Genomic DNA, 14,152 nt, shown 5'->3' with positions numbered 1-14,152 from the left:
GATTAGGCCATCACCGTGAATTCCTGTGGATAACCCCGGGGATAACTCAGCTTCCTGTGGACAACTGGTTTGAGCGCCTCGCGGCTGTGGTATAGGACGCCGCGCATACGATCGGCCACCCGCCGCACCCGGCCGAGGCTCCGGAACAGTCTCCGCTCACTCCCGAGGTACGCGCGCTCGAACCGAGATCCGCTGAGGTCGCGAGCGATCGCACCGGGAGCTTCTCCGCCGACGAATTCCGCTCAACCACAACGAAATCCACCTCAACCAGCAGCCAGACCCCGCCGCGCCGCCCGCGCCACAACCGGCAGCCACGGCCCCGCCGCAACCAGCAGCCCGCCCCACGCGGGGCAATCACCGGAACCGCCAGCTAGCCCTCAGCTCGCCCACCGCACAGCCTTCACCACGGCCGCTGCCCAGCCGTCGGCCAGCCACGCGCGCCACGACTCACGCCGCAACCGCCCAACCCCCACCGCACTACCGCCAACCCGCGTCAGACAGCCCACCACGCAGCCATCAGAACGGCCGCCGCCCCAGCCACGCGCCACGGCCCCCACCGGCAACCGCCCAGCCCTCACCACACTGCCGCCGAACCAGCCCCAATTCCGACCCCGCAGCGACACCCCACACCGCAAACCCCCACCCTCAGAACAACAACTGCGCGACCGCGTAAATCACCAGCCCGGCCAGCGCCCCCACCACGGTCCCGTTGATCCGGATGAACTGCAGATCCCTCCCGACCTGCAGTTCGATCTTCCGCGAAGTCTCCTCGGCATCCCACCGCTCCACCGTGTCCGTGATGATCGTCGTGATCTCTCGCGAATAGTGGGTCACCAGGTAAACCGCCGCGCTCTCGACCCAGCCGTTCACCTTCGAGGTCATCGACGGGTCGTCCACCAGGCGTTTGCCCAGCGATTCCAAACCGCCCCGGACCCGCTGGCGCAGTTCGCTCGACGGGTCCTCCGCGGCGTTCAGCAGCATTTCCTTGGCCGTCGCCCACGCGTTGCCGATCAGTTTCTGCACTTCGCCGTGGCTCACGATCTGGCCCTTGACCTGCTCGGCCCGCTCCATCGTCTTCGGGTCGGTCTGCAGGTCCTGCGCGAACTCGCCGAGGAACTTGTCCAGCGCCAAGCGCATCGGGTGGTTGACATCCGTTTTCACCGCCCAGGCGAACGTCAGGACCTCGCCGTACACCTTGTCCGCCAGCATTTCGTCCACGAACTTCGGCGACCAGCTCGGCGCGCGGTCCGAGACCACCCGCAGCATCGTCTGGTGGTTGTCCCGGACCCACTCATAGGCCCGGTCGCACATCAGGTCCACGAGCTTGTGGTGCGCGCCGTCCTCGAAGACGCCCGCCAGGATCTTGCCGAGCGGCGGGCCCCACGGTTTGTCGATCACGCGTTTGACCACGGCCTGCTCCATGATCGCCTGCACGTCTTCGTCGCGGAGCACGGTCACCGCGCCGCGCACGACTGTCGCCAGTTCCGACGTCACGCGTTCCGCGTTGTCGCGTTGCGAGAGCCAGCCGCCGAGCCTGCTGGCGACCTCCACGCGACGGAGCTTGTCGCGGATGACATCCGGGGACAGGAAGTTCGAACCGACGAACTCGCCGAGGCTGTTGCCGAGCGCGTCCTTCTTGTTCGGGATGATCGCGGTGTGCGGGATCCGCAGCCCGAGCGGATGCCGGAACAGCGCGGTCACCGCGAACCAGTCCGCGAGCGCGCCGACCATGCCCGCCTCGGCCGCGGCGCGCACGTAGCCGACCCAGCCTCCCCAGCCCGCCGACTCCGCCCAGCTGGTCAGCAGGAACACGATCGTCGCGCCGAGCAGGAAGGACAGCGCGACCAGCTTCATCTTGCGCAGGCCGCGCCGTTTCGCCTCTTCGCCGGCGGCGCCGCCGGGCGGATCCGCGGGCGTGACCTTGGCAGGGGTGAGTTGCTCCACACCGCCATTGTCCGTGAGGATGCGTTCTCGTGCGTGAACCAGCTCTCGTCCCCCGCCTTCGCCCGTTCACCTCGACGGTCTTCGCGGAGATGACCGCGCTCGCCGTCCGGCACGACGCGGTCAACCTCGGCCAGGGGTTTCCGGACACCGACGGGCCCGCCGGCATGCTCGAAACGGCGAAGAACTCGCTGTTCGGCGGCGACAACCAGTACCCGCCCGGGCCGGGCCGTCCGGAGCTGCGCGCCGCGATCAGCAGGCACCGCCAGCGCTACGGCGCCAGCTACGACCCGGACACCGAGATCCTGGTCACCGCGGGTGCGACCGAGGCCATCGCGGCGACGCTGATCGCGCTGACCGAGTCCGGCGACGAGGTGATCGTGGTCGAGCCGTACTACGACTCGTACGCCGCCGCGGTCGCGATGGCCGGCGCGCAGCGGCGCGTGATCGGGCTCGTCGAAACCGAGGGCGGACAGCTCGAACTCGACCTCGACGCCCTCCGCGACGCGATCACGCCGAACACTCGCGCGGTGCTGCTGAATTCGCCGCACAACCCCACCGGCACGGTGTTTTCGCGCGCGCAGCTGGAGGAAGTCGCGCGGCTGTGCGTCGAGCACGATCTCATCGCGGTCACCGACGAGGTCTACGAGCACCTCGTCTTCGACGGTGCCGAGCACCTTCCGCTCGCGTCGTTCCCCGGGATGCGCGAGCGGACCGTCGCGATCTCGAGCGCGGGAAAGACGTTCAACTGCACCGGCTGGAAGATCGGCTGGATCTGCTCGACGCCAGAGCTGGTCGCCGCGGTGAAGGCGGCGAAGCAGTTCATCACCTTCGTCTCCGGCGGACCACTGCAGCCAGCCGTCGCGTACGCGCTCGACAACGAGCTTGAGTGGGTCGAAAACCTGCGTGTGAGCCTGCAAGAGAAACGCGATCGGCTGTCAGTTGGCCTCGCTGATGCGGGATTCGCGGTACGGCCGAGCGCGGGGACGTACTTCGTGACGGCTGACGTGCGACCGCTCGGTTTCGACGACGCCGCCGAACTCGCTTGGACGCTGCCAGAACGCGCCGGAGTCGCCGCGGTACCCGTCAAGGTGTTCACGGATCACCCGGACGAGTGGAAACACTTGTTGAGGTTCGCGTTCTGCAAGCGCAACGAGGTGATCGACGAAGCCGTCGAACGCCTGCGGAAACTCGTCTGACGACTGCGGTCCGGCCGCGGTTTGTCCCTGCGGGAACGGCGATACCGAGAGTGTCGCGGTGGCCGAAACATCGGGTCAACACCCGAATTCGCGTCTCCGGAGGGCCGCCCGGATGGCCGCATCCGCCCCGGTTGAGGCGACGCAGGGTGATCGACTAGGGCGGATCGGACACCAGAGCCGGTGCGGACGTTCCGCCTTACGGGGTGGATCGAGCGCGGGAGAGATGAAACACTCGCGTCCGGTGCTAGAAAGAGGGCAGCCCCGGGGGACCTGCGACCTGGCCGGAAGAGAGCCCCAGCAAGATCAGTCTCGTGCGGTGGGCCGCACGAGCCTCAGGCGCGGACGGTGGTGGTGGCGTGACCGGCATGGCGACCCCGCGCGGCCTCGCCCAGCCCGTGCCGTCCGGCGCGAGCGCAACGGGTTCCGCGCTGCTGGGAATGGTCGACCGCGCTGAGCGGAGTGCCTCTTTCGCGCGCGCGGGCGCGGGCCGGCGGCCACGCGCCTGGGCGGCGCCGATCGCCCGGCCTGCCGCACGAATCGCCGTCGCCGGCGGACTCACCCTGGCCGGATGGCTGCTCGGCGCGGCGTTGTCGCAGGCGAACGCGGCGAGCACCGACCACTCCGACTACGCCGACCGTCCGATCGCGTCGACGCACGACACCGACCCGGAGCACCGCTACGCCGGAACGGCCACGTCCGGCACGCTCACCTGGGCCATGCCCGGCGCGGCGACCGGTGCCAAGCGCGCCAGCCTGCACCGGTTCCAGGTCTCCGCCGACGACTACCGGCCGGACGTGAGCTTCCGGCCGGTCACTTCGGTCGGAAGCGACCCGCAGAACTCGGGCCGCCACGTGTCCCGGCCTGAGCCGGCGGCCAAGGTGACCAAGCCAGCCAAGCTCGCCAAGCCGAAGAGCCAGGTCAAGCCAAAGCACCACGCGCCGGCGAGCAACCCCGCGCCCGAAGCCGCCACCCGGCCCGGCCTTCTCAGCGGTGCCAGCAGCGAGCCGCAGCCCAGCACCAGCGGCGAACCTGAGCAAGGCACCCTCAGCGGCACCAGCGGCGAACCTGAGCAAGGCACCCTCAGCGGCACCAGCAACGCCTCCCAGCCCAGCACCGTCAGCGGCGCCAGCAACGCCTCCCAGCCCAGCACCGTCAGCGGTGCCAGCAATGCGCCCCAGCCCGGCATCCTCAGCAGCACCGGCAACGCGCCCCAGCCCAGCATCCTCACCAGCACCAGCACCAGCACCGCATCCCGGCCCGGCCTCCTCAGCAGCATCACCAGCGCACTCCAGTCCCAGCCTGGCGGCACCGCCGGCCACGAACCTCAGCAAGGACTCCTCGGCGGCCTTCTCGGCGGCTCCGACCGCGAGTCCGGCCCAGGCCTGCTGAGCGGCCTCCTCGGCAGCCCCGAACACGGCCAGCCAGGGCTCCTCGACGGCATCCTCGGAACCGTCGACGACACCGTCGACACGACCCTGCACACCACAGTCACCTCGGTCGACACGGTGATCGACACCGCGCCGATCCGGGTCGTCGAACAGCCGGTCCGCCCCGTCGAACCCGCGCCGTCGGCCAGCGGCTCGGTCACCGCCTCCGTCCCCGTGACGAAGCTGGCGAAAGAACCCGAAGCGCCGGTCGTCGTGAAGGCCAGCAAGCAGCCCGTCGCCGTCGCGCACCCCGCGCCCGCCCGCGCCGTCGCCGCACCGCCTGCCGCCAAGCAGGAGACCCAGCCCGCGCCTCCGGTCAAGGAGCGCAGCCGGGCCGGCGGCGGCAGCAGCGGTGGCGGCGAAGGACTCCCCTCGGCTCCGGCCGCGCCCGCCGCACCCGCGTCGACTGCCTCGCCGGGACACGACGGTTCCGGCGGCCTGCGCCAGCTGTTCGCGCTCGCCGGCGACGGCGACACCGTCACTCAGCTCAAGCTCATCGGCGTCAGCCGCGACCACGAGGTCGACGGCGCCGGCAGGGACGCCGCCCTGCCGACCACCTCCCCGGACTGACCGCTCGACCGGTTATCCGGGGAGAGCTACGTCCACGTCAAGATCAACTTCTTGATCGCGCGCGCCCGTTCGCTGCGCCGGGCTCACCCCTTCGCACCACCGTCACTTCGAACCAGGGGCTGAACCATGACCGTACTTCCCGACCGGCCGACCGCGCCCGGCCGGATCGGGTCCCGGTCCCGGCGCCGCGCTGCCCCCGCGGCGCCGGGACCCACCACGGGCGTGCTCCGGAGGTTTTCGCTCACCGCGCCGAGCGAAAGCCTGCGCCAACCGAAGCTCGCCTGAACCGAGGGCGCTTCCCGGCACTTCGAGGGGCTGTGCCGGGAAGCGCCTCGGACGATCGGCCGGTGCGCCGGACAGGAGACCGCCACCCTCCCTGGAGTGGCTGGATCCCATCCGGTGCACCGGCTGTTCACTTTTCCGGGAGAAAACCGCGCTACGTCACCGGAATCCGTTCCGCGGGCACGTCCGCGCAGCCGCGCACCGAGGCCGCCGCCGCGCTGACCCGCCGCACCGCCTCCGGCAACTGCTCGCGCGGCAGCCCGAACGGCAGCCGCAGCCAGCGTTCCAATCCGCCGTGCACGCCGAATCGCGATCCGGGCGCGAGCTGCACCCCGCGATTCGCCGCCGACACCGCCAGCCGCGTGCTCATCGGCTCCGGCAACCGGCACCACACCGACAATCCGCCGGACGGCACCTGGAATGTCCACTCTGGACAGTACTTGCGCAACGCCGCGACCGTGATGTCCCGCTGCTCCCGGAATTCCGTTCGCCGCCGGGCGAGCACCTCGTAACCCTCCGGTTCCAGCAACGCCGCCAGCACCAGCTGATCGAACACCGGCGCGCCGAGATCGACCGCGAACCGCGAGGACTGCAATCGGTCCAGCAGATCCGTCGACGCCCGGATCCAGCCCAGCCGCAACCCGCCCCACTGCGATTTCGCCGCGGATCCGACGCTCAGCACCAGATCCCCGCCGAACGCGGCCAGCGGCGGCGGACCGTCCACCGGATCGCCCTCGTAATCCAGCTCTACCAACGATTCGTCGGCCACGACCGGTGTCCGCGACCGGGCGAGCAGCCCGCCGAGCCGTTCGCGCCCGGCCGCGTCGAGGCGCAGTCCGGTCGGATTCTGGAAGTCCACCACGAGGTAGCCGAACCGGGGCGCGGCCTGGCGCAGCGCGGCCTCGATCCCGGGCAGATCCCAGCCGTGCACCGGATCGAGCGCGACTGGCACCGGCAACGCGTGCGTCGCGCGGACGGCGTCGATGGCGTTGGGATACGTCGGTTGTTCAAGCAGGACACGGTCGCCCGGCCCGGTCAGCATCCGGAGGCAGAGCACGAACGCGGAGTACGCCCCGGACGTCACCAGCACCTGGTCCGGCGTGGTCGGCAGCCCGCGCGCGGTGTAGCGCTCGGCGATCCGCTCGCGCAGCCGCGGGAGCCCGCCGGTGAGGTAACCGTTGCCGCTGGCGTACTCGACGAGGTCACGCCGCGCGGTGTCGAACGCGGCCATCAGCCCAGGCACGGCGGGCGGCGCGGCCCGCGCGAGGTCGAGGAGGTCGTCGCGAACCGCCTCGGCCTCGTCGCGGTTTCCCACCCCGGCCACCCACGACCCAGCCCCGCGACGGCTGGCGACGAGACCGTCCGCGCGGAGCCGGTCGAGCGCCGCCCCGATGAGGGTGCGGCTGACCCCGAGCGCGTCGGCGAGTTCGCGCTCGGCGGGCAGCCGGGTGCCGATCGGCAACTGCCCGTCGAGCACGTGCAACTCGACCGCCGCCGCGAGGTCGGACGCACCCTGCCGGGAGCCACGCTGCCGCCATTCCCCCAGCAATGTGGCCAATCGCCGTCCCGAGATGCGTCCGCCTAGAGGTTCCATAAGGCCAATTATTGCGCATTGGCCATGGCATATCAGGCCAGTTGTCGCCAATAGTGGAGAAGTGGCAGCTATCGACCTCAGTCCGCTCAGCATCCGCCGATCCCCCGCGCGCCGCGGCGCCCAGTTGTTCGCCGGCCTCGCGCTCTACGGCGCGAGCATGGCGATGCTCACCCGAGCCCGCCTCGGCCTCGACCCGTGGGACGTGCTGAACGACGGCCTGACCAAGCTCACCGGCCTGACGTTCGGCACGATCAGCGCCGTCGTGGCGGTGTTCGTGCTGCTGCTGTGGATCCCGCTACGGCAGCGCCCCGGCATCGGCACCGTCGCGAACATCGCGGTGATCGCCGTGGCCGTCGACGCGGTGCGCGCCGTGCTGCCGGACCAGCACGTGCTCGTCTGGCAGATCCTGATGCTGATCGGCGGCGTAGTCCTGAACGCCGTCGCGACCGCGGTGTACGTCGGCACCCGCCTTGGCCCCGGCCCGCGAGACGGCCTGATGACCGGCCTGCACGCCCGAACCGGCTGGTCAGTGCGCCTGGTCCGGACCGGCATCGAGGTCCTCGTCCTGGCCGCCGGCTGGCTGCTGGGCGGCTCGGTCGGCGTCGGAACCGTGCTGTACGCCCTCAGCATCGGCCCGCTGACCCAGGCTCTGCTCCCTCTGGTCACTTGGCGCACCGGGCCGGACGAGCGAGAACAGCATTAGCGACCGCCGACGGCCTGGCGGACCGCCGGGTAGTCAATCCCGCGCGCCGCAAGGAAATCAGCGACCGGACCGCGCTGTTTGACCAGCGCGAGCAGCAGATGCTCCTGCCCGAGATGCTTGTCGCCGAGATCGTGCGCCTCCCGCACGCTCATCTGCAGCGCGTTCTTGGCCTCCGAGGTGAACGGCAAGTGATTGCGCCGGCTGCGCCGCCCAGCCTCAGCGAGCGCACCCGGCCCATGCGTCTGCTCGATCCGGTCCACAATCTGATCGACGTCGATGCCGAACTCGGTAAGCGCCTCGGCATCGGCGTCACTGATCCCGCCACGCCGGCGCACCCGGGCAAGCTCCGCGAAGACGTCGTCGCGAGACACCCCGAGCACCCGCAACAGCCGCACCGCCTCGCCGTTCTCAACCCGCGCCAACCCAGCGAAAACGGCCTGCGCGGAAATCTCGTGCGCCCCCGCCTCATGCGCCGCCGCCTGCGCCTCGACCACCGCTCTCCGGGCGTCATGGGTGAACTTCTCGAACATCAATGCCTCCCGTACTTCTTGTGTACGGCCTGCCGGCTGACCCCCAACTCGGCCGCAATGTCCTGCCAAGACCAGCCGTGCAAGCGCGCGCTGCGCACCTGCACCGCCTCCAACTGCTCCAGCAACCGCCTCAGCGCCGCCACCGCCCGAAGCCCCACCCGGGGATCCCGGTCACCGGCGCGAGCGGCCAGATCCGTCGCTTCCGTCATGATGTCAATCTAGGTTGACACTCGCACTCCTGTCAACCTCCGTTGACACCCCAGGTCCGTGAGGGCCACCTTCACGGACTCTGAGTCCCTCAGGGTTCCCCTCACAACCCGCCGAAGTCCGTGAGGGGAACCTTCACGGACCCAGATTCCCTCAAGGACCCCTTCACAGCCCGCCCCATCTCCGCGACGCACCCAACGCGGCATTCGGTGCATCCCATGCACCCAATGTGGCATTGGTTGCGTCCCGCGCACCCAATGCGGCATTCGGTGCGTCACATGCACCCAACGCCACATTGGGGCGCAAGCCCCACCCACCAACAAACCGCACCGGTACACCTCGACAAACCGCACCGGTGCACCCAACTATCGAGGCACCCAGCCCCTCCCCCGCACCCCGATACGAAGCCGAACCGTCAGCACAATCAAACTTCGGGGTGCCCCACGCAACCCCCGAGGCAAGGTCGCCGCCAGGCGACGAGCCGCCCCCACCCCCACCGAGAGCTACAGTCAACGACGTGCCCGAGATCTCGACCGCCGAGCGAGCCGGAGTCGGTTCCGACGGCCACCCCCGCCCCACCGAGGACCACATCGCCCTCCTCCCCCACGCCATCCTGGTCCTGGACGGCGCCACCTCCCCCAGCCCGGACCTCCCCCCAGGCGGCTGGTACGCCCACCTCCTCCGCGACCAGCTAGCCCACGAACTAACCACCCACCCCCACCAACCCCTGACCACCGCACTGGCAACCGCAATCACCGAAGTAGCCACGACGAACGACCTAACCCCAGGAAACTCCCCCTCCAGCACAGTCTCGATCCTCCGCTGGACCGACCACGAAATCGAAGCCCTGGTCCTGGCCGACAGCCCGATAGTCGCGTTTGGACACTCCGGCACCGACGTAGTAGCCGACGACCGCCTGATCTCCCTGCGCAACAACGGCCTCCTCCAAACCAGCAAAGACGTCCGCCGCAGACGCAACGCCGAAGACGGCTTCTGGGTAGCCGAAGCCGACCCCTCCGCAGCCCACAAAGCCGTCCAACGCAGCTGGCCCCGCGAAGACATCGACGCAGTCCTGATAGCCACCGACGGCGTAGCAATCGGAGTCGACGAATACGGCCTCTTCAAGTGGCCAGAAGTCCTGCAACTAGCCAAAAACAAAGGCCCGGAAGCAGTACTGGACGCGGTACGAGCCGCCGAGAACGACGACCCGCACGCCGTCCGCTGGCCCCGGGCCAAACGCCACGACGACCAAGTCCTCGTCCTCGCCGACTTCGCCGGGTAGGGGCTGAATCAGGGGTTTTCCCTGATCACGAAACGCCGCCGAGACGCCAATCTGGCTACATGGGGTACTCACGAGGCGTCCGCGGATGGCGCCTGACCGCGCTGGCCGCGATCGCCTGGGGGCTGTTCACGATCACGGTGCTGCACATCATCAGCTCGCACGATCCGATCTACGACACGCTTTCGAGCTACACGATCACCGACCGAGGGGAAGGCATGCTCGGGGCGAGCGTGCTGTCGGTGGCCGTCGGATCGCTCGCGGTGCTCGGGGCGCTGATCGCCGGCGGCGTGCCGATGACGTTCAGCACCAAGGCTTTGCTCATGCTGTGGGCGCTCGGGCTGGCGGTCGCCGCGGTTTTTCCGGCCAGTTACCCGCCGAGCCCGAATCCGCTTAGCGGCGACATCCACTTGTACTCGTGCCTGGTCGCGTTCGCGAGCCTGCCCGGCGCGGCGATCACCATGCTGGAACCGTTGCGCGGCACGGCGGAGCGCGTGTTCGTGGTGCGCTGGCTGAAGTTCGGGCTCGCCGCGGTCGGGCTGTTCGCGCTGAGCTTCCTGTTTGTCCGCTTGGACGAAGCCGGGGTGCGGCCGTTCCACGTGCTGACTGAGGTGCTGCCGGTGGGCGCGACCCAGCGGCTCACGCTGATCGCGAACGTCGCCCTGCTGCTGGTCCTGCTCCGCATCGCCGTGCGGACCGAAACCGCTCGCGCCGCGGTGCTCGTCACTTCCGCGCCTCGGCCATGAATTCGGGCGCGTAACCGAACAATCCGGGAAGACCTCCGGTGTGGACGAACACCACGGTCTCCTCCGGCGAATACCGTCCCGCCGCCGCCCATTCCACCAGCGCGGCGGCGGCTTTTCCGGTGTAGACCGGGTCGAGCACCACACCCTCGGTGCGGCCGAACAACCGGATCGCTTCCCAGGTCCCCGACGCCGGAATGCCGTACCCCTCGCCGATCGTCGTGTCGTTCATCCACACGTGCTCGAGCTTCGGTGGGTCGAACCCAAGCAACTGCGCGGCCCCGGCCGTGAGGTGGGCCAAGTTGTCCACAGCCTCGTCGAGCGGGTGGCTGACGCACGCGACGTCCAGGTCCAGCGAACCGAGCAGTTCCGTGCCGAGCGCGAGCCCGGCCGCGGTGGCGCCGCTGGCGTGCGGACCGACGATCCGGGCGTGGTCCAGGCCCAGCTCCGTCAGCTGGGCCGCCAGCTCCCGGGTTGCGTCCACATAGCCGAGAACGCCGAGTGGGTCGGACCCACCGACTGGGACCGACCTCACTTTCCGGCCCTCGTCCGCTGCTTCGGCGAGCAGCCGTTCGTACGTCGCCGCAGATTCCGCGTCCGACCCGCCGATGTGCACCCGCGCACCGAAGAGGTGGTCGAGCGGGACGTTGCCGGACCGCTCGTACGCGTCGCCGGAGCGCGGCACCTCGGCGGTCAGCACCAGCTCGCAGCGCAACCCGAGCTTCGCGCAGGCTGCGGCGGTCTGGCGGCCGTGGTTGGTCTGCAGCGCGCCGAAGGTGATCACGGTGTCGGCCCCGTCGGCGAGCGCCGCGCCGAGGTGGAAGTCGAGTTTGCGCAGCTTGTTGCCGCCGACGCCGAGCGGGTGGACGTCGTCGCGCTTGAGCAGCAGCCGTGGGATCCCGAGCGCTTCGCCAAGCCGCGGTGCCGGGACCAGCGGGGTGGGCCCGTGGTGCAGACCGGCGCGGGGAAAGCCGTCGAAGTCGGGGAACCGGGCGAAGTCGAACGTCATCGATCCTCCGTGCGCTGGCCGGGCTGATGGCTTGGAGTTTAGGTGCCTTTTTCAGCCGGCGGCCGGGTCCGCGGCCTTGGCTGCCCGCTCGATTTCGGCCCACCGGCTTTGCCAGAAGGCCTCGTCCCGGCCGCTCCGCGCCATGGCAGCCAGGTCCATCTCGACCGCGCCGTCCAACTGCTCGCGCAGGATGTCGGCGTGCCCGGCGTGCCGGCTGGTCTCGGTCAGCATGTGGACAAGGACGTTGAACAGCAGCACCTCCGGGCGAGGCCACCAAGGCACGTAGCCGGGCGAGTCGATCGCGAGAGCGGCGATCGTCGCGTCGGCGTGCTCGCAGACGCGCTGGTAGCGGCTGGTGATTTCCTCGCGGGTCTCGCGTTCGGTCGCCCAGAAGTCGGCACCGCGCTGACCGAGGTCGTCCCATCGCGGGACCGGCTCGGGGAAGGGCCGGTCGAAAACCTCGCCGAAGTACCGGGCCTCGGCCAGCGCAAGGTGTTTGACCAGGCCGAGAAGGTTGGTTCCGGTCGAGGTCAGCGGACGGCGAATGGCGTATTCGGGCAGTCCGCCAAGCTTCCGGAGCATCGTCTGCCGGACCTCTTTCAGGTCGTCGTGCAGGTACTTCTTCGCGAAGTCATCGATCACCGGTCCGAGCTTGCCTGAATTTCGGCCACCGTGGTCAGGGGTGCTCTCCCGGCATCCGCCGTGATACGTTCGTTCGAGCGAACGAGAGAAACGGGGAGCCGCTGATGCCTTCCGCGACGACAGAGTTCACGACCCTTGCCGACCAGGTCGCCGCCCTCGAGGCCGGCGACGTCACGGCCGTGCGGCTCACCGAACTCGCGCTCAAGCGGGCCCACGCGAGCCAGCCGGTGCTCAACGCGTTCCGCGTCCTCCGTGACGAAGCCGCGCTCGCCGAGGCCGCCGAAGCCGATCAGCGCCGGGCCGACGGTGATCGCGCGCCCTTGCTCGGCGTACCGGTGGCGATCAAGGACGACGTCGATCTCGCCGGCCTGCCCACCGCGTTCGGATGCCCGGGCGACTTCCCAGTGGCCACCGCGGACGCGCCGGCGGTAGCGAAGCTCAAGCACGCAGGCGCGGTCATCATCGGCAAGACCAACACGCCTGAGCTGGGCCAATGGCCGTTCACCGAAGGGCAGGCCTTCGGCGCGACGCGCAATCCGTGGCAGCCTGAGCACACGCCGGGCGGGTCGTCCGGCGGATCGGCCGCGGCGGTCGCGGCCGGCATCGTGGCCGCCGCGCTCGGATCGGACGGGGCGGGTTCGGTGCGCATCCCGGCGGCGTGGACCGGGCTCGTCGGGATCAAAACCCAGCGCGGCCGGATTCCGACCGACGGCGAACTGTTCCACGGCCTCACCGTCCTCGGCCCGCTCGCCCGGACTGTCGCCGACGCGGCCACGCTGCTCGACGTCACCGCGGGCACCGGGACGTCGTTCCAGACCGCCGCGCGCCGCGAACCCGGACGGCTGAGAATCGGCCTCTCCACCCGGATTCCCTTCACCGCCACCAAAACCAGGCTCGACCCGGTGGTCGAAGGGGCGGTGCGGCAGACCGCCGAAACGCTCGCCGGGCTGGGGCACGAGATCGTGCCGGTCGAACCCGGATACGGCCTGATCGGCCTCACCTTCCTGCCGCGGTCGCTCACCGGCGTGCGCGATTGGGCCCGCCGCGTGCCGGAGCCGTCCGCGCTCGACCCGCGCACTCGCAGCAACGCCCAGCAAGGCGGGCTGCTCGCCGGGCCCGCGCTGAAACTCGCCCGAGCGCTCGAACCCGTGCTGCGCCGCCGGATCGGCGGGATGTTCGGCGACATCGACGTCCTGCTCACCCCGACCACCGCCACCCCGCCGCCCGCGATCGGCTCCTTCGACGGGCTTTCCGGCTGGCAGACCGACCAGACGATGATCGCCGCGTGCCCGTACGCTTGGCCGTGGAACGTGCTGGGCTGGCCCGGGGTGAACGTGCCTGCCGGACTGACCGCGGACGGGCTGCCGCTCGGCGCCCAGCTGCTCGGCCCGTCGCATTCCGAGGAGCGGCTGATTTCCGTTGCCGCGCAACTGGAAGAGGTGCTGCGATGGCCGGACCGACGTCCCGGGCCGGGGTGGTGAGCACCCGCGACGCGATCCTCCGCGCCACCCTGAAAGTGGTCGGCGAGCAGGGCGTCGGCGGGCTCACCAACCGGCGCATCGTCGCCGCGGCCGGGGTTTCGCTCGGCACGCTGACGTATCACTTCCCGAGCCAGACCGAGCTGTTGCGCGAGGCGATGCTGCTGTTCGCCGAGGAGGAAACGGCGAAGCTGGCGGGGATTGTCGAGGTATACCGGGAACAAGGGCTGAGCCTCGAACAAGCGGCGACCGTCGTGGAGCACGTGATCAAGCAGCTGCCGTTCGGCACGGACGAACTCGCGCCGCACGAGCTGTACCTGCAATCCGCGCGAGACCCCGGGCTGCACGAAGCCTCGGCGAAATGCTTTGCCGCGTATGACGAATTGGCCGTCACGATTCTCACCGCACTCGGCCTGCCGGATCCGGAACGAGTGGCCGGGCCGGTGGTCGCGCTGATCGCTGGTCTGCAGTTGCGGCGGCTCGCGACTGGCACGGACGTTCCGGCCGCGGAGCCGTTGATGATGCTGTTGCACGGAGCCCGGAGCTGA

General features: G+C 70.0%; 13 protein-coding genes. 7 read left to right on the top strand and 6 right to left on the bottom strand.

Annotated elements, in window-relative coordinates:
• Positions 1-645: 645 nt before the first annotated feature.
• Entirely contained in the window at positions 646-1,944 is a 1,299-nt protein-coding gene (locus ABD156_RS45565) for a DUF445 domain-containing protein (RefSeq protein WP_344288084.1), read from the bottom strand.
• 29 nt (positions 1,945-1,973) lie between these two features.
• Between ABD156_RS45565 and ABD156_RS45560 the strand changes: the two genes are divergently transcribed.
• Together ABD156_RS45560 and ABD156_RS45555 are read left to right on the top strand one after the other, a co-directional pair.
• Positions 1,974-3,140: a pyridoxal phosphate-dependent aminotransferase gene (locus tag ABD156_RS45560; RefSeq protein ID WP_344288081.1), complete on the top strand. Its 1,167-nt coding sequence runs from the start codon at positions 1,974-1,976 to the stop codon at positions 3,138-3,140.
• A 356-nt stretch (positions 3,141-3,496) separates the two neighbouring features.
• The gene (locus ABD156_RS45555) at positions 3,497-5,137 is read left to right on the top strand and encodes a hypothetical protein (protein ID WP_377928331.1); all 1,641 of its coding nucleotides are present in this window, start codon (positions 3,497-3,499) and stop codon (positions 5,135-5,137) included.
• A gap of 436 nt (positions 5,138-5,573) precedes the next feature.
• Here ABD156_RS45555 and yczR read toward each other — a convergent pair whose 3' ends face one another.
• A complete protein-coding gene (gene yczR / locus ABD156_RS45550) occupies positions 5,574-7,013 on the bottom strand; it encodes a MocR-like transcription factor YczR (RefSeq protein ID WP_344288079.1) in 1,440 nt (479 codons plus the stop codon).
• Positions 7,014-7,074: 61 nt separating this feature from the next.
• On the opposite strand from yczR, the gene yczE reads away from it, so the two are divergent.
• Positions 7,075-7,716, top strand: a complete 642-nt coding sequence (gene yczE, locus ABD156_RS45545; RefSeq protein ID WP_344288077.1) for a membrane protein YczE — start codon at positions 7,075-7,077, stop codon at positions 7,714-7,716.
• Here yczE and ABD156_RS45540 read toward each other — a convergent pair.
• Positions 7,713-8,246 carry a Clp protease N-terminal domain-containing protein gene (locus ABD156_RS45540; protein ID WP_344288076.1) on the bottom strand — a complete coding sequence of 178 codons (534 nt, stop codon included), beginning with the start codon at positions 8,244-8,246 and terminating at the stop codon, positions 7,713-7,715. The genes yczE and ABD156_RS45540 overlap by 4 nt on opposite strands.
• Complete coding sequence (locus tag ABD156_RS45535) at positions 8,246-8,455, bottom strand: RNA polymerase sigma factor sigma-70 region 4 domain-containing protein (RefSeq protein ID WP_020662999.1); 210 nt, start codon at positions 8,453-8,455, stop codon at positions 8,246-8,248. Before ABD156_RS45535 ends, ABD156_RS45540 begins: the two co-directional genes overlap by 1 nt.
• 515 nt (positions 8,456-8,970) lie before the next feature.
• On the opposite strand from ABD156_RS45535, the gene ABD156_RS45530 reads away from it, so the two are divergent.
• The gene (locus ABD156_RS45530) at positions 8,971-9,735 is read left to right on the top strand and encodes a hypothetical protein (protein WP_344288073.1); all 765 of its coding nucleotides are present in this window, start codon (positions 8,971-8,973) and stop codon (positions 9,733-9,735) included.
• A gap of 59 nt (positions 9,736-9,794) precedes the next feature.
• Positions 9,795-10,478 carry a DUF998 domain-containing protein gene (locus tag ABD156_RS45525; RefSeq protein ID WP_344288071.1) on the top strand — a complete coding sequence of 228 codons (684 nt, stop codon included), beginning with the start codon at positions 9,795-9,797 and terminating at the stop codon, positions 10,476-10,478.
• Here the strand turns inward: ABD156_RS45525 and ABD156_RS45520 are convergent.
• A complete protein-coding gene (locus ABD156_RS45520; protein ID WP_344288069.1) occupies positions 10,456-11,484 on the bottom strand; it encodes a D-cysteine desulfhydrase family protein in 1,029 nt (342 codons plus the stop codon). The genes ABD156_RS45525 and ABD156_RS45520 overlap by 23 nt on opposite strands.
• A gap of 51 nt (positions 11,485-11,535) precedes the next feature.
• Positions 11,536-12,126, bottom strand: coding sequence for a DinB family protein (locus tag ABD156_RS45515; protein WP_344288068.1), 591 nt, complete (start codon positions 12,124-12,126; stop codon positions 11,536-11,538).
• A 104-nt stretch (positions 12,127-12,230) separates the two neighbouring features.
• Here ABD156_RS45515 and ABD156_RS45510 point away from each other — a divergent pair, with 104 nt between their 5' ends.
• Complete coding sequence (locus ABD156_RS45510; protein WP_344288067.1) at positions 12,231-13,607, top strand: amidase; 1,377 nt, start codon at positions 12,231-12,233, stop codon at positions 13,605-13,607.
• Entirely contained in the window at positions 13,574-14,152 is a 579-nt protein-coding gene (locus tag ABD156_RS45505) for a TetR/AcrR family transcriptional regulator (protein ID WP_344288066.1), read from the top strand. The genes ABD156_RS45510 and ABD156_RS45505 overlap by 34 nt, the downstream gene beginning before the upstream one ends.

The organism is Amycolatopsis albidoflavus (assembly GCF_039525725.1).
GTDB classification, from domain to species: domain Bacteria; phylum Actinomycetota; class Actinomycetes; order Mycobacteriales; family Pseudonocardiaceae; genus Amycolatopsis; species Amycolatopsis albidoflava.
This window is presented reverse-complemented; position numbering and strand designations above follow the sequence as displayed.